The following is an 18,112-nucleotide window of genomic DNA, read 5'->3' on the forward strand; positions in this document are numbered from 1 at the left end:
AGACCGGGACGGGTAGGCTCCGCACCATGAGTGACACGAGCGCGATTTCGGTCGCGCGCGCCACGATCGACGAATTCACCGGCTCGACCCCCGCCGAAATCGACGGCGTATTCCGCCGGCTCGCCGCGGAATTCCAGGCGGACGGTTCCCTCCGCCCGGACGCGCTCGCCGGAATTCCGGCCCTGCTGGACGCGCTGGACACCGTCCCGCCCGCACACCAGGCCAGGCTCGCCCTGCTGCTCGGGCTGCTGGCCGAGGCCGCCGGCCCGGACGGCGGCTTCCCCGCCCACGAGGCCGTCCGGGCCGGCCTGGACCGCTACCTCCGGCTGCTGTCGGACGGCGGGACGGACGCCGGTCGCGGCGCCGCCCTGTTCTTCCTGCTGGGCCACTTCCCCGAGGACGGCGCGCGGATCCTCGCCGCCGTCCCCGGCACCGGGGTGGACCGGGACGACCTGTCCCGGCTGGCCCGCTGCCTCCAGCCCTGGGAGACCGCGGACGCCGCGACCCGGTGGAACCTCGGCCGGGTCTTCCCCTCCCCCGCCGTCTGGGGCCTGACCGAGCAGGAGCGGGCCACCGCCCCCGCGCTCGACCGGTGGCTCGGCCTGCCCGCCGAGCGCACCGCCGAGCTGTGGGCGACCGAGACCCGGGCGCTGCTGGCCTACTCCGGCGCCAAGGCGGCCTGGGCCTGCGAGCACGGCGCCACGGTGTCCCCGTTCGTGGTGCCCGCCCCCGAGGAGGAGCGGACCGCCCAGCCGTCCCCGGCCGCGGACGTCCTGCGGGGCCACGCCCGGGCCGTCCGCTGCCCGCGCTGCCGGCAGCCGCTGACCGGCGGCGCCGAGGCCGCCGTCTGCACCGGCTGCGAGGCCGTATTCCCGTCGGTGGACGGGCTGTTGGACTTCCACGACCAGCCGTCCGGCCCGAGCGACCCGCTGCTGGCCGGCCGGTACGAGCGCGGCCTGCGGGCCGGGTTCGTCCGGATCATGGGCGCCAACTGGGGCGGCTGGGTGTCGCTCGACGACGAGGACGCCTACCTCAGCGAGCACGTCCGGCCGGTCGACGGCCCGGTGCTCGACCTGGCGGCCGGCGCCGGCCGCTGGACCAGGGTGCTGGCCCGTTCGCTCGGCGAGGAGCGGGTGATCGCGCTGGACCTCTCCGCCGAGATGCTGGCCCAGCTGCGGGCCAAGCTGGACCGGGTCCTCACCGTCCGCGGCAGCGCCCTGGAGCTGCCGTTCGAGGACGCCTCGCTGGGCGGGGTGAACTGCTGGAACGCGCTGCAGGCCATCCCCGACCCGGAGCGGGCGATCCGCGAGGTCGGCCGCTGTCTGCGCCCGGGCGGCACCTTCACGGTCATGACCTTCCGTCAGGCCGCCGACCCGCTCTACCGACAGTTCCAGAGCCGGCTGGAGCGCCAGGCGCACCGCGGCTCCTTCGACCCGGAGCAGCTCACCGGCTGGCTGGCCGACGCCGGGATGACCGTGCGCGACCTGTCCGGCCCCGGAAACTTCCTGTTCGTCACCGCCGTCAAGGCATAGTCCCGCACGAGGAGAGGCCATGCCCGTCAGCCCCGACCCTTCCCAGACGTACCTTCCGGGAATGGACAACAAGGTGGTGTTCCTGAAGAACCTGATCAGCTCGCCGCTGATCGAGGTGGGGGAATTCACCTACTACGCCGACATCGACGACCCGGCGGCGTTCGAGACCCGGAACGTGCTCTACAACTTCGGGCCCGAGAAGCTGGTGATCGGCAAGTACTGCGCCATCGGCACCGGCACCCAGTTCATCATGCCGGCCGCCAACCACCCGATGATCGGCTCCACCACCTACCCGTTCTTCATGTTCGGCGGGGACTGGACCGCGCGGACGGTGGACGCGCTGGCTACCGTCGCCAGCCGCGGCGACACCGTCATCGGCAACGACGTGTGGATCGGCCGGGAGGCCGTGATCATGCCGGGCGTGACGATCGGCGACGGCGCGATCATCGGCACCCGGGCCGTGGTCACCTCCGACGTGCCGGCCTACGGCGTGGTCGGCGGCAACCCCGGCAAGCTGATCAAGAAGCGCTTCGAGGACGCGGACATCGACCGGCTCGCCCGGATCGCCTGGTGGGACTGGCCGGTCGAGGCCGTCACCGAGCACGTCCGCACCATCTTCACCGGATCCCCCGCCGAGCTCGAACTGGCGGCCAAGGAAGCCGGTCTGATCAACTGATGTTTTCCCCGGTCCCCGGCCGCCCTCGGCCGGGGACCGGCGTACGTTCGGCCCGATCACCTGTGAATGGAGTAGCACCATGGACGCCGCAGTCCTCCACACGCTCGGCAAGCCGCCCCGCTTCGAGCGGTTCCCCGAGCCGACCGCGGGCGAGGGCGAGGTGCTCGTCCAGGTCCTGGCGGCCGCGCTCAACCCCTCCACCAAGGCGGTGGCCGGCGGCGGCCACTTCGCCAGCTCCGACAACCTGCCCGCGGTGGTCGGCCTGGACGGCGTCGGCCGGCTGGAGGACGGCAGCCGGGTGTTCTTCGGCGGGGCCCGCAAGCCGTACGGCTCGATGGCGCAACTGACCGTCGCCCGCGCCCCGTTCACCTGGCCGGTGCCGGACGGCGTGGACGACCTCACCGCCGCCGCGCTGCCCAACCCGGCACTCTCCTCGTGGATACCGCTGGAGCACGCCGCCAAGCTGCAGCCCGGCGAGACCGTCCTGGTGCTGGGCGCCACCGGCGCCGCCGGCAAGCTCGCCATCCAGATCGCCAAGCACCTGGGCGCCGGACGGGTCGTCGCCGCCGGCCGCAACCAGGAGGTCCTGGACACCCTGGGCGAGTACGGCGCGGACGCCACCGTCCCGCTGAACGGCACCCAGGAGGAGATGGCCGAGGCCTTCGCCGCCGCGGCCGGCGACACCGGGTACGACGTGATCCTGGACTACCTGTGGGGCAAGCCGACCGAGGCGCTGCTGACCGCGATGACCCGCAAGGACTTCCACCTGAAGAGCTCCGGCCCCCGGCTGGTGCAGATCGGCGAGTCGGCGGGCGCCACCATCGAACTGTCGGCCGGCACGATCCGCAGCGCGGGCCTGACCATCGTGGGCGGCGGCTTCCCGCCGCCGCAGGCGTTCCTGGACATGTTCAACCGCCTGATGGCGGGCGCCGCCGCCGGTGAGATCCGGATCGACACCCGGGCCGTGCCGCTGGCGGAGATCGAGCAGGCCTGGCAGGCCGAGGACACCGGGCACAAGCGCCTGGTCATCGTCCCGTAGTCGCCGCAGTCGACGCGGTCACCGCACGACGACCGAGGCCGCCGCCGGATTCCCGGCGGCGGCCTCGTCGTTGCCGTCACTGTCGCGTCAGGTGCCGGTCCACTCCGGTTCGCGCTTCTCCAGGAAGGCCAGCGGGCCCTCCTCGGCGTCCCGGCTGTGCATCCGGCGCTCCTCCCAGACGTAGCGGGTGGCGAAGGACTGCTCCAGCGGCGTGGTGAGGGCCTTGGCCGCCGCCTCCTTGACCGCGCGGACGGACAGCGGGGCGCAGCGCAGGATGTCGCGCACCCAGCCGTCCACGCAGTCGTCCAGCTCCCCGGCCGGCACCACGTCGTTGACCAGCCCGTACTCCAGCGCGCGCCGGGCGCTCAGCCGGCGGCCCGTCATCAGGTGGCCCAGCGCGGCCCGGTAGGGCAGCTGCTGGGCCAGCCGGAACACCCCGCCGGCGCCGGCGATCAGGCCGAGCTTCGCCTCGGGCAGCGCGAAGACGGCGTCCTCGGCGGCGACGATGATGTCGCAGGCCAGCGCCAGCTCGAAGCCGCCGCCCATGGCGAAGCCCTGGACCCGGGCGACGACCGGCTTGGAGAGCGCGAACCGCTCGGTGAGCCGGGGGTAGCCCGGCTTGCCCCGGCTGCCGAAGGTGGAGGTGGCGGTGCCGGCCCTGACCCGTTCGGCCAGCTCCTTGAGGTCCTGGCCGACCGAGAAGGCCCGGTCCCCGGCGCCGGCCAGCACCACCACCCAGACCTCGGGGTCGGCCTCGACCTCGTCCCAGATCCCGCACAGCTCCTCGTGCATGCGCAGGTCCATCGCGTTCAGCACCTCGGGCCGGTCGAGGGTGACGTACCCGACCCGGCCCTTCCTCTCGTACCGCACCCGTGTCGGCTCGGCCATCAGAACGGGTACCTCGCCGGGGTCTCGCGGACGGTCAGCCACTGCCACTGGGTGTACTCGTCCCAGCTGTGCTCGGAGCCGTGCCGGGTGCCGTTGCCGGAGGCGCCGCGGCCGCCGTGCGGCACGTGGGCCTCGTCGTTGATGGTCTGGTCGTTGACGTGGACCATGCCGGTGCGCAGCCGGTCGGCGATCGCCCGGCCGCGCCGCACCGAGCCGGTCTGGACGGCGGCGGTGAGCCCGTACGCGGTCCGGTTGGCCAGTTCGACGGCCTCGTCGTCGTCGGCGACCACGGTGACCGGGGCGACCGGCCCGAACACCTCCTCGGTGAAGGCGGGCATGTCGGGGGTGACGCCGGCCAGCACGGTCGGCTCGAAGAACGGGCCGCGCCGGGCGCCGCCGGCCAGCACCACGGCGCCGGCCGCCACCGACTCGCGGACGATCCGCTCGACCCGGTCGAGCTGCCGCTCGCCGATGACCGGGCCGAGGTCGACCTCCTCGCGGAACGGGTCGCCGAGGCGCAGCTTGCGGGCGCGGTCGGCGAGCAGCTCCAGGTACCGGTCGGCGACGGCGCGGTGCACCAGGTGGCGCCCGGCGGCCATGCAGATCTGGCCCTGGTGGAAGAAGGAGCCCCAGGCCCCGGACGAGGCCGCGGCGTCGAGGTCGGCGTCGTCGAGGACGATCAGGGCGTTGTTGCCGCCGAGTTCGAGCGAGACGCGCTTGAGCATGCCGCCGGCGACCGCGCCGATCCTGGCCCCGACCTCGCTGGAGCCGGTGAAGGCGATCATCGGCACCTCGGGGTGGCGGACCAGGGCCTCGCCGACCTCGGCGTCGCCGGGCAGCACCTGGAGCAGCCCGGCGGGCAGGCCCGCCTCCTCGAAGAGCCGGGTGATCACCCGGCCGCCGGAGACCGGGGTGTGCACGTCGGGCTTGACCACCACGGCGTTGCCGAGGGCCAGCGCGGGGGCGACCGCGCGCATCGCCAGCACCAGCGGCACGTTCCAGGGGCTGATCACGCCGACCACCCCGAGCGGCACCCGGCGGGCGAAGCTCTCCCGGCCCGGCTCGGAGGCCAGCAGGTGGCCGTTGGGGCGGGTGGGCAGCGCGGCGGCGGACCACAGCTCGTCCAGGACGGCGCCGACCTCGAAGTCGGCCTTGCCGCGCACCGATCCGCCCTCGCGGACCAGCAGGTCGACGATCTCCTGGCGGTGGCGCTCCAGCACGGCGGCGGCGCGGCGCATGACGGCGGCGCGCCCGGTCGGCGGGGTCGCCGCCCAGCCGGGCTGGGCCTGCGCGGCGGCGGCCACGGCGGGGTCCACGTCCGCGGCCGCCGCCAGCGAGACCACGGCGATCGGGCGCCCGGTGGCGGGCTCCCGTACCTGGAGCTCGCCACCGGAGAGTGCCGGGTCGAGCCCGGCGTCCAGCTGAATGAGACCGCTCATCGCGGCCACCTCCCTTGTCAGTGGTTCGGCCCCGACGAACGGCGTACCGGGGCGTGTCCGTCGGGCACGCCCCCGGTTCAACGAGGCGGGGTGTGCCCGGTGATGGGCACGTCGACCAGGAGCGGCGCGGTCGCGGACGCCGACTTGGCGACGATCTCGGTGAGTTCGGCGGGGTGGGAGACCCGGACGGCCTCGATGCCGAAGAACTCGGCGGCGGCCCGGAAGTCCAGCCGGTGGCGCCCGCTGTCCGGGCCGAAGGCCAGGTCCAGGCCGAGGTAGCGCCCGCCCCGGGTGGAGCGGCTGTCCCAGGTGTCCAGGGTCTCCTTGAGGGTGCGGTACTCGCCGTTGTTCATCACCACGAAGGTCACCGGGACGCGGTAGTGGCCGGCCGCCCACAGGCCCTGGAGGCCGAACATCGCGCAGCCGTCGCCGAGCACGGCGACCACCGGGCGGCTGTCGTCGCCCATCCGGCGGCCGACGGCGGCGCCGATGCCGTGGCCGAGGCCGCCGCCGACGGTGTGCAGGTACGAGCCCGGGCGGTCCTGGCGGAGCACCTGGCGCAGCCGCAGGCCGGTGGTGATGGCCTCCTCGACCACCACGGCGTCCTCGGGCAGTCCGGCGGCCACGGCGTGGGCGGCGGCCAGCGGGTCGAGCGGGCCCGGTCCGTACGCGGCGAGCGCGGCGCGGTCGGTGGCGGCCCACCCGGCCGCCGCCCGCCGGCCGGCGGCGGCGGTCCGCTCGGCGGCCCGCGGGACGCGTCCGGCGAGCTGCTCCGCGAGGGCGGCCAGGGAGGGCCGCAGCGCGCCGTGCAGGCCCAGTCGGACGCCGAAGTTGCGGCCCAGTTCGGCGGCGTCGGCGTCCAGTTGGAGGACGGTGGTGGTCTCCGGGATCGGCGAGCCGGGGGTGTAGTGGTGGGCCATGAAGGCGTGGGTGCCGACGATCAGGACGGTGTCGTGGGCCGCCAGGGTCTCCCGGATCGCGGCGTGGGTGGCGCCCAGCATGCCGCCGTACAGCGGGTGCGAGGTGGGGAAGTCCAGGTTGTCGTTCATCGGCTGGTGGTACGTCACCGCGCCGAGCGCCTCGGCGAGCGCGGTCAGTTCGGCCACCGCGCCGTCGCGGCCGACGGCGTCCCCGGCCACCAGGGCGGGGCGCTCGGCGGCGGCCAGCAGCCCGGCGGCGGCGGCGAGTTCGGTGGCCGGGCCCTGCGGGGCGAGGGTGGAGCGGCCGGGCACCTCGACGTCGACGTCCTCGGTGAGCAGGTCCATCGGGATGGACAGGAACACCGGCCCGGCGGGGGCGCGCCGGGCGGCGGCGAAGGCCCGGGTGAGCATCAGCGGCAGGTCGTGGGCGTGCTGGACGTCGAAGGTCTGCTTGACCGCCGCGGAGGCCAGGCCGATCAGGTCGCCCGAGAGCATCGGGTCGCAGGCCAGGTGGCGGCGGTCCTGCTGGCCCGCGGTGACCACCATCGGGGTGCGCGAGCGGCTGGCGTTGAGCAGCCCGACCAGGCCGTTGGCGAGGCCGGCCGCGATGTGCAGGCTGACGAAGGCGGTGCGGCCGGTGGCCCGGGCGTAGCCGTCCGCCATGGCGACCACCGAGCCCTCGTGGGCGCCGAGCACGTAGTCGATGTCCCCGGCCGCGCTGAGCGCGTCGGTGAAGGGCAGTTCGCTGGTGCCGGGGTTGCCGAAGACGGTGGTGACGCCCTCGGCCCGGAGGATCTCCAGCATCGCCTCGACCGGGCGCATCAGGCGTCCTTCGCGGGGCGGCGGGTCCAGGACGCGCCGACCTTGGCGATCACGTCCAGCCCGTACAGCCGCAGGGCCTGCTGGAGGGCGAACTCGGCGAGGTAGTGGCGGAAGGTCTCGACGGGCTCCTCGGCGTGGTGGAGCATGTGCCGGTTGGCGACCACCGCGGGGCTGGCCAGCCGGGCGGCGGCGGCCTCCACGGCCGCGTCCATGGCCTTGGGCTCGACCACCTCGTCGAACAGCGCGGCGGCGTCGGGCTCGCGGGCCCAGATCTTGCGCCCGCCGAGGATGACCTGGCGGGAGACCCGGCCGCCGGCGAGCCGGGTGAGGCGCAGGTTGCCGAGGCCGGGGACGATGCCCTCCTGGGCGGCCGGCAGGCTGAAGTAGCTGTCGGCGGCGGCGATCACGTGGTCGAAGACCATCAGCAGCTGCGCCCCGCCGCCGATCGCGAAGGTGTCCACGGCGGCCACCCAGGGCTTCTCCAGCGTGCGCTGCGGCCAGGCGCGGTCGTCGTCGACCAGCAGGCCGCGGTAGATCTTGCTGATGTAGCCGATCTCGCGGCGCATCAGGAAGTCCGCGTACGAGATGGTGCCCTCGTGCAGCTCGGTGAGGTTGATCCCGGCGCTGAACACCCGGCGGCCGAGGTAGCGCCGGTGGGTCATCTCGCCGCCGCGCAGGACGCCGACCTCGGTGGCCGGGTCGAGCAGGACGAGGTCCACCGCGGTCTCCATGTCCTCGACATGGGCGTTGGTCTCGGCGTTCAGGCAGTGGTCGTTGTGGACGGTCACGTGGGCGGTGCCGTCGCGGCGCTCGATCCGGACCACGCCGAGGTCGGCGCTGCCGGTGCGGCTGAACTCCGGGAGCAGGGCCAGCGCCCGCTCGGTGGGGCGCAGCATCGCGTCGATCAGGTGCCGGCCGCACTCGGGGTGGGCGAGGACGGCCTGGAGGAAGATGCCCTGGTCGATCTCCAGGCCCTCCTTGTCGGCCTGCCGCAGCCCGTGCTCGGCGGCCAGCTGCGCCTCGCCGGGCACCAGGCCGGGGTGGCGTTCCCCGGCCCGGCGCAGCAGCTCGTCCAGTCGCAGGTGGACGGTGCGCTCCTCGGTGAGCGCACCGTAGACCTCTGCGACGTGCTCCCGCAGGAAGCGCTGCCGGGACAGCCTGGCCTCCGGGGCGGTGTCCACGCTGCGCGCGGTGTCCAGGGTGAAGACTGGGACGGTCATGACAGCTGTTTCCCTCGGTGGGTCGGGTACGGGTCGGGTCGGGCGCCGGCCGGCCCGGGCGCGGGACGGTCGGGCGCCGGACGGGTCAGGCCCGGTCGGCGGATTGGTTGCGGAGCGTCCGGTCGCAGGCCGCCAGGTGGGCGCCGAGCGACTCCTCGAAGCTGGTGGTGGTGGCGTCCAGCAGCAGCCGGCGACGGATCGCCAGCTCGCCGCCGACCAGCCCGCCGAGCAGCGCGCCGGCGCTCTCGACGGCGGCGGCGACGCCCGCGCGGTCCTCGACGACCCGGTCGAACAGGCCCAGCTCGGCCCCCTCCGCCGCGGTGACCTCGGTGCCGAACAGCACCAGGCGGCGGGCGCGGGCGACGCCCAGCTGCTGGACCAGGCGGTGGACGGCCATGCCGGGCCACAGCCGGCCGGCGGTGACCGCCGGGCTCAGCCGGGTGTCCGCCGTGGCGATCCGGTGGTCGGCGGCCAGCAGCAGGTCCAGCGCCGGGCCCGCGCACTCGCCGGCCGCGACGGCGAGGACGCCGGCCGGGACGCGCTCCAGGCGGCGCAGCGCGCGCTCCCACTTGTTGACCAGGTGGATGCCGACCTCGCCGGGCCAGGCCTGCTCGCGGACGCCGGCCGTCCCCTCGACGTGCAGCACGGCGAAGGTCGCCCGGTCGGCGTCCTCCAGCTCGTCGCAGACCTCGACGACCTGGCCGATCAGCTGCTCGGTCAGCGGCGCGGAGCAGTCGATCAGGACGTGGCGCCCGGCCGACCCGGTGCGTTCGGGAAGCAGTTCGCTGACGGACATGGGAATTCCTCTTTCGGAAGGTGCGGGCTGTGTCTGGTGCATTCCGGTCAGTACCGGACGAGAGCCGTCTCGATGGTCGATCCGGGGCCCATCGTCATGAAGACCCCGAGGTCGCCGGGCCGGACCTGCCCCTCGGCCATCAGCCGCTCGTAGGAGAACAGGAACGAGCCGCTGGAGAGGTTCCCGTAGTCCCGCAGCACCCCGGTGGTGTGCCGGACGTCGTGCCGGGTCAGTCCGAGGTTGATCTGGACCGAGTCGATGACCTTCTTGCCGCCGGAGTGGACGATCCAGTGGGCGATGTCGCTGCGCCGCAGGCCGGTGTCCTCCAGCAGCCTGTCGACGACGAGTTCGGCGTGCGCGCCGACCACGTACGGCACGTCGCGGTCCAGGAAGAAGCTGAACTTGCCCTGGTCGTCGTCCCAGTCGTAGCGCATCGCGTCGACGGCCTCGGGGATGATGCGGCTGGAGAACTTGAGGACGGTCGGGCCCTCGGCCCGCACGCCGCTCTCCGGGCGGTCCAGCAGGCCGTCCGGGTCGGCCATCAGGATCACCGCCGCGGCGCCGTCGCCGAACAGGCTGTTGACCACCGCGGTGCGCATGGTGCCGTCGAAGACGTAGGCCGCCGAGCAGGTCTCGACGCAGACCATCAGGGCCGGCCGCCCGGGGTTGGCGGCGGCCCAACCGGCCACCGCGGTCAGGCCGTTGAGACCGGCGTTGCAGCCCATGCCGACCACGTCGAGCCGACTGGTCCGGACATCGAGGCCCAGTTCCTTGATCAGGTGGGCGGAGAGCCCGGGGGTGAGCAGTCCGGTGGTGGTGACGCAGCAGATGTAGCCGATCTCGGAGAGGTCGAGGCCGGTGCGGGCCACGCACTCGCGCACCGCCCGCGCGCCCGTCTCCACGCCCGACGCCCGGTGCTTGCGGAGCAGTTCGCCCTGGGTCTCCATCCGGCGTTCGCCGTCCGGCCCCTCCGGCGGGAGAATGAGGAAACGGCGGTCGATCGCGCTGTTCATGAAAAGCGACCGAATGCGCTGGTCGGTTATCCCGAATATGTCGAGGATATCGCTCTGCGCATAGGAGTCCGGCGGGTTCGCGGTGGCGATGCCGATGATCCGGGGCAATGCCCCGTCCTGTTCCGCGAGCGGTGGCACGTCCTTCTCTGACAAGGTCAGCGCCATGTCGCCCCCCTTTCTGGAAAATTCCGGCCATGGACGACTGACAGACGCATTCCAGCAGGGGCGGACCCGCTCGAACACCCCGGTCCGCCCCTTAGGGCCCCCTGTCCCGGCGGGGCCCCCTGCCCGGCCCCGCCGGGGCTCGACCAGGGGCCCGCCGGGGGCTCGGCCGGGGCTCAGCCGGCCCGGGTCAGCGCGCCCATCGCCGTGGGCAGGTCGACCCGGGAGCTGACCCGCAGCTTCCGGTAGGCGCGGGTCAGGTGCTGCTCCACGGTGCTGACCGTCACGTACAGCCGCTTGGCGATCTCCCGGTTGGTGTAGCCGTGCGCGGCCAGCTCGGCGACCCGGCACTCGGCGTCGCTGAGCACCGCGTCGGACACCGCCGGGGCGCTCTCCCGGGCCGACTGGTCGCCGCCGCTGCTCCAGCCGAACTCCACGCCCAGCAGCCGGGTGAGCGGCTGGGCCTGGCACTCCTCGGCCAGCATCCAGGCGCGGCGGGCGGTGAGCCTGGCCCGGCGCAGCTCGCCCAGGTCGTGGTAGGTCCTGGCCAGGTCGGCGAGCGCCCGGGCCAGTTCGTACCGGTCGCCGGCCTCCTGGAGCACGTCCGCGGCCTTGCGCAGCAGGGCCGGGCGCTGGCGCAGGTCGCCGGTGGCGGCGAGCTGGCGCATCGCCACGCCCCGCGCCCGCGGCGCGCACTGGTCGACCATCGCGAGCTGCTCCTCCAGCAGGCGCCGGGCCCCGTCACGGTCGCCCAGCTGGAGCATCGCCTCGGCGGCCTCGCCGCGCCAGGCGACCAGGCCGGGCACGTCCAGCCCCCACTGGCGCATCAGCTCGCCGCAGGCGAGGAAGTCGCCGAGCGCGGCGTTCAGGTGGCCGGTGGCCAGCTGGTACCGGCCGCGGGCCTGGAGGTAGTGGAGGCCGTAGCGGCTCTGCAGCATCGCCTCCGGGACGGGCAGGTTGAGCTGGTCGGCGGCCTCGTCGTGGCGTCCCATCGCGGTCAGCGCGGTCAGCAGGCTGGCCAGCGCGCCGCCGACCGCCACCCCCCAGCTGCCCGCCGGGATGATCTCCAGCGCCTGCCGGGCGTACCGCTCGGCGCCGGGCAGGTCGCCCTGCCGGACGGCGATCTCGGCCCGGATGGTCGCCAACCGGGCCTGGCGCCCCGGGGACTGGCGGGCGGCCGCCTCCGCGATCAGGCCGTCGCACCAGGGCGCGGCCCGGTCGGCCCGGTCGCCGTAGGTCAGCGCGAGCAGCGCCGACTCGACGGTGTCCATGCCCGTCTCGTCCAGCCGGGAGGTGCGCAGGATCCGCTCGGCCTCGGCGACCGCCTGCTCGGACGGGCCGCGGCTGAGCACCGAGTCCAGCGCGGTGGCCGCCTCCAGCCGCCAGCTGACCGCGGTGGACGGCGCCGGGCGCGGGTCCGGTTCCTCCTCGGCGGACGGCACGTGCGCCAGCAGCGGCGCGTACCAGCAGCGCAGCCACGGCCGGGTGGTCCGCAGCTCGGCCGCGGTCTCCGGGTCGTGCGGGCCGCTCTCCAGGCCGAGCCGGGACAGCACGTCCCTGGCCTCCTCGAAACGGCCGTGCCACAGCAGGGCCTTGGCGAGCACCAGGCCGTCGCTGGGGCGCAGGTGGCCGCGGTGCAGGGCGGTGGTGAGCTCGGTGAGGTGCGGGGTCGGGGCGCCCGGGTTGATCCGCCACTCGGCACGGACCAGGGCCGTCCTGATCCGGGCCAGCCGGGGCCCGTCCGCGCAGACCCGGCAGGCCAGCCGCAGGTACTCGACGGCCTGGCCGACCCGGCCCTCGGCCAGCGCCAGCGTGGCGGCCTCCTCCAGTACGGGGACGGTCCAGGCCTCCTCGACCCGCCCGGAGGCGAGCAGGTGCTCGGCCGTCGCGGCCGCGGCGCCCCCGCCCGCGTGCAGCAGTCCGGCGGCCCTGCCGTGCAGTTCGGCCCTGCGCTCGGAGCCGGTGTCGAGCAGCACGGCGGCCCGGGCGGCCGGGTGGCGGAAGCCGTCGGGGGCCAGCAGGCCGCAGTCCGCCAGCTCGCGCAGGCCGCGCGCCGCCTCCGCGCCGTCCACGCCGAGCAGCCGGCCGACCCCGTCCGGGGCGCCGAGCACGGCGAGGGCCTGGACGAGCGGGAGCAGCCCGGGGGCGCTCCGGTGCAGCAGGTCGCGCACCGCCTGCCCGTAGCCGTCGGCGACGGCCAGCCCGCCGTCGGCGGTGCCGGCCCGCACCGCCGCGAGCTGCCCGTCGAGCAGGGCGGTGAGCAGCAGCGGGTTGCCGCCGCTGATCCGGTGGCAGTCGGCGGCGAGCCGGTCGGCGGCCTCCCGGCCCAGGCGCTCGGCGACCAGCCGCTCCACACCGTCGGGGGTGAGCAGGGGCAGGACCAGGCTGTGGCAGCCGGGGCGGCGCAGCAGCTCCTGGTGGAACTCGGCGGTGCGGTGGGCAGCCCGGCCGGTCCGGCCGAGGACGGCCATGATCCGGGAGCGGCCGAGCCGGCGGGTCAGGTGGGAGAGGCAGGCCAGCGAGTCCGGGTCGGCGTGCTGGACGTCGTCCACCACCAGGGCGAGCGGCTGCCGTTCGGCCAGGTCGAGCAGCAGCGCGCTCAGTTCCCGGGCGGCCGACTCCCGCCGGTCCGGGCCGGCCGCGAGCAGTTCGCGGACGGCGGCCCGCTGCTCGGCCGGCACCGGGGCGCCGCGCAGCAGCTGGCCCAGCACGCCGAGCGGCAGGCCGGTCTCGGCGGCCGACCCCACCGCCGTCAGCGGCAGGACGCCCGCCCCGGCCGCCTGCTCGACGAACTCGTCCAGCAGGGCGCTCGTTCCGGTGGCCGCCGGGCCGCTCACCACGGCGATCCGTCCCCTGCCCCCGACCGCCTCGGTCAGCAGACCGGCCAGGAAGGCCAGGTGCTCATCGCGTTCGACCAGCATCATTGCTCAGACTTTCTCTCGTGCGTACGTGCGGTGTGGGTGGGGGAACCGGCTGCGTGGGACTCAGCGGTGCTCGGGTGGTGCTGGGTGGTGCTCGGTGCTGCTCCGGGGCTCCCGGTGGTGCCCCGTCGGTGGGTCTGTGGTGGGCCCAGCTGGTGTTCGGGCTCAGCGGTGCTCAGCGGTGCTCGGCGGGGAGCGGGGCGGCGCCCTGGGCCCGGGCCCGCTCCGGTGCGGGCGGGTCCGGTTCGGCCGGGCCCTGGCCGGCCCGGGCGGCGGCGGCTCGGATCGCGGAGAAGGCGGCGGCGTGCAGGCCGGGGCCCCGGCCGAAGCCCCAGGCCGGCCCGTCGGGGAAGGCGCAGCGGGCGTAGACGGCGGCCTCCCGCCCCGGGTCCGCGGACTTGCCCTCGGGGCCGGTGTGCCGGACGTCCCGGACCTCGACGCCCCAGGGCGCCAGGGTCGCGCCGAGGCTGCGCACCTCCTCCGCGCGGACCGTGCCGTCCGCGCTGGCGGGGCCGGCCCCGTCGACGAACAGCTCGGTGGGGACCGGCGCGTGGCGTACGGCCAGCGGCTTGGTCTCGTCCGCGGTGGACCGGTACTCCCGCTCGAAGAGCCGGCCGATCCGGTCCGGCGCGACCTCGGCGCCGGTGGCCTCGGCGACCGCCTGCACGGTGCGGGCGAACTCGATCTGCAGCCCGCGCGGCAGGTCCAGGCCGTGCCGGGCGCTCATGACGTGGGCGACGCCGCCCTTGCCGGACTGGCTGTTCACCCGGACCACCGCCTCGTAGCCGAGGCCGAGGTCCTGCGGGTCGATCGGCAGGTACGGCATCCGCCAGGCGCGGTCGCGCGGGCTCTCGCCGGCGGCGGCGGCCTCGGCCTCCAGGGCGGCGAAGCCCTTCCTGATGGCGTCCTGGTGCGTCCCGGAGAAGGCGGTGTGGACCAGTTCGCCGCCGTAGGGGTGGCGGGGGGAGACCGGCAGTCCGGAGCAGTGCTCGACGGTGCGGCGCACCCGGTCGATGTCGGAGAAGTCGATGCCCGGGTCGACGCCCTGGGTCAGCAGGTTGAGGCCGAGGGTGACCAGGCAGACGTTGCCGGCCCGCTCCCCGCCGCCGAACAGGCAGCCCTCGACCCGCTTCGCCCCGGCCAGCAGGGCCAGTTCGGTGGCGGCCACCCCGGTGCCCCGGTCGTTGTGCGGGTGGATCGACAGGCAGCGGTACTCGGGGCGGGAGAGGGTGCGGTCCAGCCACTCGATCTGGTCGGCGAACACGTGCGGCATCGAACGCTCGACCGTGGCCGGGAAGTTCAGCACGATCTCGCGGCCCGGGCCGGGCTCCCAGAGGTCCATCACCGCCTCGCAGACCTCGACGGCGAACTCCGGCTCGGTCTCGTTGAACAGCTCCGGGGAGTACTGGTAGCCGACCTCGCAGTCGCCCAGCAGCCGCTCGGTGTGCCGCATCATCGACCGGGTGCCGCGCAGGGCGAGGTCGACGCACTCCGGCCGGCCGATCCCGAGGACGAGGTCGCGGAAGAGCGGCGCGGTCGCGTTGTACACGTGGATGGTGGCGGCGCGGGCGCCGCGCAGGCTCTCCACGGTCCGTTCGATCAGCTCGTCGCGGGCCGGCACCAGCACCGAGACGCGGACGTCGTCGGGTATCCGGTCCTGCTCGATCAGCATCCTGACGAAGTCGTACTCGTCCTGGCTGGCGACCGGGAAGCCGACCTCGATCTCCCGGTAGCCCATCGCCACCAGGAGGTCGAACATGGCGAGCTTGCGGGCCGGCGTCATCGGACGGGCCAGCGCCTGGTTCCCGTCCCGCAGGTCCGTGGAGAGCCAGCGCGGCGCCGCCGTGGGGGTCCGGTCCGGCCAGGTGCGGTCGGGCAGGGTCATCGGGACGAACGCCTGGTAGCGCCGGGGCAGCCGGTCAGCCTTCACGGTCTGGTTCCTCACAACTGTTTCTTGTTGCGAACATGCGGGAAGTACTGGTCTTGTTGCGGACATGCACGGAGTGATGCTCTTGTTGCGGACATGCAGGAAGTACCGGTCGATTGCGGACGTCCTGTGAACGTCACGCTAGAGAGCCGCCGTAGTCCCGGACAACGGTCTCGCCGGCGCTGTCGGCCCATCCGCGCCGGAGGGATGAGCGGGGGGTATCGAAGGGAGTAGTGGACACTCCACCCCCGGGCCACTCCGCTCCGGCCCCGGTACCACCGGCGGTCCCTCCGCCCGCGCCCGGCCGGGTGGCGGCCGGCACGACGGGACGACTTCCGGCCACCTCCGCCGTCCACTTCTTCACGGCGCGGCCGACCCCCCCTTTGTCACCGGTCCCGGCATTCCGGCCGCGCCTTTGAACTAGTTGAAGATTCGAACACGCTCGACCGGCGAGGGGGCCTCCCGGAGGCCATCTTCACGCCCTCGAATTCGCACGGCGTTCTGGTATCTTGACCCCGCTTGGCCAAGGCGACACGGGGGCCGGCACGTGACCGGTTTGGAGAAGGCAGCCTTGACGACTCGCCAACAGGTGGCGGACCTGATCGAACAACGCACGCCCGAGATAGTCGAGGCCTACGAGGCCTCGCTCCGGGCGGCCGGCAACGCCATCGCGCAGAGCCCGGCCTCGCTGGACCAGGCCCTGGCCACCGCCCGTCAGATCGTCGCCGACGTGGTCACCAGCCTGCGCGTGGGGCAGGTCGAGGTCGACCAGACGTGCAAGCTGCTGGCCTGGGACGTCGGCGCGACACGCGCGGCGGACGGGGTCCACCCCCGGGAATCCGTCCAGGCCTCCTCGGCCTTCTTCCACGCGGCGCTGTCGACGATATTCAGCCACCTTCCGCCCGGATCGAGACAAGTCGACACCCTCACCCTGATCACCCTCGCGCTGGAGCGCGGTGTCGCCCTGCGGATCCGCGAGTCGGTGGCCGCGTACACCGGGTTACTCGTCGACAAGATCCACGAGGCGCAGCTCGACGAGCGGCGCCGGATCGCCCGCGAGCTCCACGACCGGATCGGGCACGGCATGAGCGTGACCCACCGCCAGCTGGAGCTCTACACCCTCTACCTGGACAAGCAGCCGGACCGGGCGAGCGTCAAGCTGGCCACCGCCCAGCAGGCCATCCAGGAGTCGATGCACCACCTGCGCGCGGTCACCTCCGACCTGCACACCCGCCAGCCGTTGAAGAGCCTGGAGAAGGCCCTGCTCAACGACCTGGAGTCGCTGGGCCCCGACGGCGTGGCCGCCCGGCTCCGGGTGAACGGGGACGAGGCCTGGGCTCCGCCGGAGGTGCTCGACGAGGTGTTCCTGATCCTCCGCGAGGGCGTCCGCAACTCCCTGCGCCACGCCCGGGCCACGGTGCTGCTGGTGAACGTCGAGATCACCCCCAACGAGCTCCGCGCCACCGTCGAGGACGACGGCTGCGGGCTGCCGCAGGAGCGGCCGGCCGACGCCGGCGTCGGCCTGTCCTCGATGCGCGAGCGGGCCGAACTGCTCGGCGGCCGACTGCTGGTCAACAGCCGTCCGGACAACGGCACCAGGGTGGATCTCTCGGTACCTCTCAAAGGACGGCTCCTCGATGAACCCGCGCGACGCCGTAGCTGCTGACCCCGCGTCCGCCACCACCCGCGTCGCCCTGGTCGACGACCACGCGCTGGTCCGCGAGGGGGTGCGCGAGATCCTGGAGTCGCAGGACGACATGGTGGTGGTGAGCGAGGCCGCCAACAGCGGCGACGCCATCGCCCAGGTCGCCCGGCACCGGCCGGACGTCGTCCTGCTGGACGTCGAACTCCCCGACGGCGAGCCCACCGACACCGTCACCAGGATGCGGGCGCTCTCGCCGTCCTCGCAGATCATCATGCTGTCCATGTACGACGGCCCCCAGTTGCTCCGACGGCTCATCAACGCCGGCATCCGGGGCTACCTGCTGAAGAGCGTGTGCGGCGACGAGCTGCTCGCGGCGGTCCGCAGCGTCCACCGCGGCTCGGACCGGATGGTCCTGGCCGTCTCCCGGGACAGCCTGGCCCGGATGCAGGGCATCACCGAGAACGTGCTGTCCGCCCGGGAGCTGGAGATCCTGGAGCTGGTCGCGCAGGCGCTGAGCAACGGCCAGATCTCCACCCGGCTGACGATCACCGAAGCCACCGTCAAGCGCCATCTGCGCAACGTCTTCGCCAAGCTCGGCGCGGTCTCCCGGATCGACGCCGTGAACAAGGCGATCGCCGCCTCCCTGATCGCGCCCCCGCACGACCAGTCCTGCCACCGCCACCGGGCGGGCTGAGACCTCCTCCGCACGCTCCTTCCCGACTCCCCCGCGCGGCCGGCCGGCACCCCGCCCGGCGCGCCGCCCCGCGCACCCGGTCGGCCCGGTCGGCCCGGGCGCACCGGTCGGCCCGGTCGGCCCGGTTCCAAGCCTCGCCGCGGCCGGCCGGGGCCTCAACCCCTGCCGACCACCTACCGCCCCTGCACCCCGACGGCCGGACCCGCGCTCCACCCCACCGGTGCTCCCGCCCTTCGCCGCCGAAGCGCCGGTCCGTACCGGCATGCGGAGGCCGGGGAACCGGGGGGGGGGAATTCAGGGCCGGAGCGGATTCGACGGCCATGAGGGACTTCTCCCCGCATCCGCCGCCGGCGGTGGTCACCACCCGCCCGTGCGACGGCAGGTGACGACACCTCAAGGTCAAGGACAGTCCTTTGGG

Annotated in this window: 13 protein-coding genes; 5 read left to right on the forward strand and 8 right to left on the reverse strand. The window is 74.3% G+C overall.

Annotated elements, in window-relative coordinates; translation table 11 throughout:
* Positions 1-26 precede the first annotated feature (26 nt).
* The 3 genes from ACLWS4_RS03060 to ACLWS4_RS03070 all read left to right on the forward strand — a co-directional run bounded on the left by ACLWS4_RS03060 (position 27) and on the right by ACLWS4_RS03070 (position 3,247).
* Positions 27-1,532 carry a class I SAM-dependent methyltransferase gene (locus tag ACLWS4_RS03060; RefSeq protein WP_416873277.1) on the forward strand — a complete coding sequence of 502 codons (1,506 nt, stop codon included), beginning with the start codon at positions 27-29 and terminating at the stop codon, positions 1,530-1,532.
* A 19-nt stretch (positions 1,533-1,551) separates the two neighbouring features.
* Positions 1,552-2,208 carry a CatB-related O-acetyltransferase gene (locus tag ACLWS4_RS03065; protein ID WP_074004757.1) on the forward strand — a complete coding sequence of 219 codons (657 nt, stop codon included), beginning with the start codon at positions 1,552-1,554 and terminating at the stop codon, positions 2,206-2,208.
* A gap of 79 nt (positions 2,209-2,287) precedes the next feature.
* The gene (locus tag ACLWS4_RS03070; RefSeq protein WP_117490417.1) at positions 2,288-3,247 is read left to right on the forward strand and encodes a quinone oxidoreductase family protein; all 960 of its coding nucleotides are present in this window, start codon (positions 2,288-2,290) and stop codon (positions 3,245-3,247) included.
* Positions 3,248-3,334: 87 nt separating this feature from the next.
* On the opposite strand, the gene dpgD is transcribed toward ACLWS4_RS03070, so the two are convergent.
* The 8 genes from dpgD to ACLWS4_RS03110 all read right to left on the reverse strand — a co-directional run bounded on the left by dpgD (position 3,335) and on the right by ACLWS4_RS03110 (position 15,373).
* Positions 3,335-4,135, reverse strand: a complete 801-nt coding sequence (dpgD, locus tag ACLWS4_RS03075) for an enoyl-CoA-hydratase DpgD (RefSeq protein ID WP_049652977.1) — start codon at positions 4,133-4,135, stop codon at positions 3,335-3,337.
* The gene (locus ACLWS4_RS03080; protein ID WP_416873278.1) at positions 4,135-5,574 is read right to left on the reverse strand and encodes a benzaldehyde dehydrogenase; all 1,440 of its coding nucleotides are present in this window, start codon (positions 5,572-5,574) and stop codon (positions 4,135-4,137) included. The genes dpgD and ACLWS4_RS03080 overlap by 1 nt, the downstream gene beginning before the upstream one ends.
* A 77-nt stretch (positions 5,575-5,651) precedes the next feature.
* Positions 5,652-7,316, reverse strand: a complete 1,665-nt coding sequence (locus ACLWS4_RS03085; RefSeq protein ID WP_387967009.1) for a thiamine pyrophosphate-binding protein — start codon at positions 7,314-7,316, stop codon at positions 5,652-5,654.
* Entirely contained in the window at positions 7,316-8,536 is a 1,221-nt protein-coding gene (gene dpgC / locus ACLWS4_RS03090) for a (3,5-dihydroxyphenyl)acetyl-CoA 1,2-dioxygenase DpgC (protein WP_387967011.1), read from the reverse strand. The genes ACLWS4_RS03085 and dpgC overlap by 1 nt, the downstream gene beginning before the upstream one ends.
* Positions 8,537-8,621: 85 nt before the next feature.
* A complete protein-coding gene (dpgB, locus tag ACLWS4_RS03095; RefSeq protein WP_049658312.1) occupies positions 8,622-9,332 on the reverse strand; it encodes an enoyl-CoA-hydratase DpgB in 711 nt (236 codons plus the stop codon).
* Positions 9,333-9,379: 47 nt separating this feature from the next.
* Positions 9,380-10,510: a 3,5-dihydroxyphenylacetyl-CoA synthase DpgA gene (gene dpgA, locus ACLWS4_RS03100; RefSeq protein ID WP_416873279.1), complete on the reverse strand. Its 1,131-nt coding sequence runs from the start codon at positions 10,508-10,510 to the stop codon at positions 9,380-9,382.
* A 173-nt stretch (positions 10,511-10,683) separates the two neighbouring features.
* Positions 10,684-13,431 (reverse strand): helix-turn-helix transcriptional regulator, encoded by a 2,748-nt coding sequence (locus ACLWS4_RS03105; RefSeq protein WP_388051541.1) that lies wholly within the window; start codon positions 13,429-13,431, stop codon positions 10,684-10,686.
* Between the two features lie 172 nt (positions 13,432-13,603).
* The gene (locus ACLWS4_RS03110; RefSeq protein WP_416873280.1) at positions 13,604-15,373 is read right to left on the reverse strand and encodes a 2-isopropylmalate synthase; all 1,770 of its coding nucleotides are present in this window, start codon (positions 15,371-15,373) and stop codon (positions 13,604-13,606) included.
* A gap of 553 nt (positions 15,374-15,926) precedes the next feature.
* Here ACLWS4_RS03110 and ACLWS4_RS03115 point away from each other — a divergent pair.
* Together ACLWS4_RS03115 and ACLWS4_RS03120 are read left to right on the forward strand one after the other, a co-directional pair.
* On the forward strand, positions 15,927-17,021 hold the full coding sequence (locus ACLWS4_RS03115; protein ID WP_181970733.1) for a sensor histidine kinase: 1,095 nt from the start codon (positions 15,927-15,929) through the stop codon (positions 17,019-17,021).
* On the forward strand, positions 16,993-17,694 hold the full coding sequence (locus ACLWS4_RS03120; protein WP_049659142.1) for a response regulator: 702 nt from the start codon (positions 16,993-16,995) through the stop codon (positions 17,692-17,694). The genes ACLWS4_RS03115 and ACLWS4_RS03120 overlap by 29 nt, the downstream gene beginning before the upstream one ends.
* Positions 17,695-18,112 lie beyond the last annotated feature (418 nt).

The organism is Kitasatospora sp. SC0581 (assembly GCF_048159585.1).
Lineage (GTDB): Bacteria > Actinomycetota > Actinomycetes > Streptomycetales > Streptomycetaceae > Kitasatospora.

Excerpts from the sequence above, each read along its gene's own strand:
- ACLWS4_RS03080 (WP_416873278.1), bottom strand. The coding sequence starts at position 5,574 with ATGAGCGGTCTCATTCAGCTGGACGCCGGGCTCGACCCGGCACTCTCC.
- ACLWS4_RS03105 (WP_388051541.1), bottom strand. The coding sequence starts at position 13,431 with ATGATGCTGGTCGAACGCGATGAGCACCTGGCCTTCCTGGCCGGTCTG.
- dpgB (WP_049658312.1), bottom strand. The coding sequence starts at position 9,332 with ATGTCCGTCAGCGAACTGCTTCCCGAACGCACCGGGTCGGCCGGGCGC.
- ACLWS4_RS03060 (WP_416873277.1), top strand. The coding sequence starts at position 27 with ATGAGTGACACGAGCGCGATTTCGGTCGCGCGCGCCACGATCGACGAA.
- ACLWS4_RS03120 (WP_049659142.1), top strand. The coding sequence starts at position 16,993 with ATGAACCCGCGCGACGCCGTAGCTGCTGACCCCGCGTCCGCCACCACC.
- dpgC (WP_387967011.1), bottom strand. The coding sequence starts at position 8,536 with ATGACCGTCCCAGTCTTCACCCTGGACACCGCGCGCAGCGTGGACACC.
- dpgD (WP_049652977.1), bottom strand. The coding sequence starts at position 4,135 with ATGGCCGAGCCGACACGGGTGCGGTACGAGAGGAAGGGCCGGGTCGGG.
- ACLWS4_RS03070 (WP_117490417.1), top strand. The coding sequence starts at position 2,288 with ATGGACGCCGCAGTCCTCCACACGCTCGGCAAGCCGCCCCGCTTCGAG.
- ACLWS4_RS03065 (WP_074004757.1), top strand. The coding sequence starts at position 1,552 with ATGCCCGTCAGCCCCGACCCTTCCCAGACGTACCTTCCGGGAATGGAC.
- dpgA (WP_416873279.1), bottom strand. The coding sequence starts at position 10,510 with ATGGCGCTGACCTTGTCAGAGAAGGACGTGCCACCGCTCGCGGAACAG.
- ACLWS4_RS03085 (WP_387967009.1), bottom strand. The coding sequence starts at position 7,316 with ATGCGCCCGGTCGAGGCGATGCTGGAGATCCTCCGGGCCGAGGGCGTC.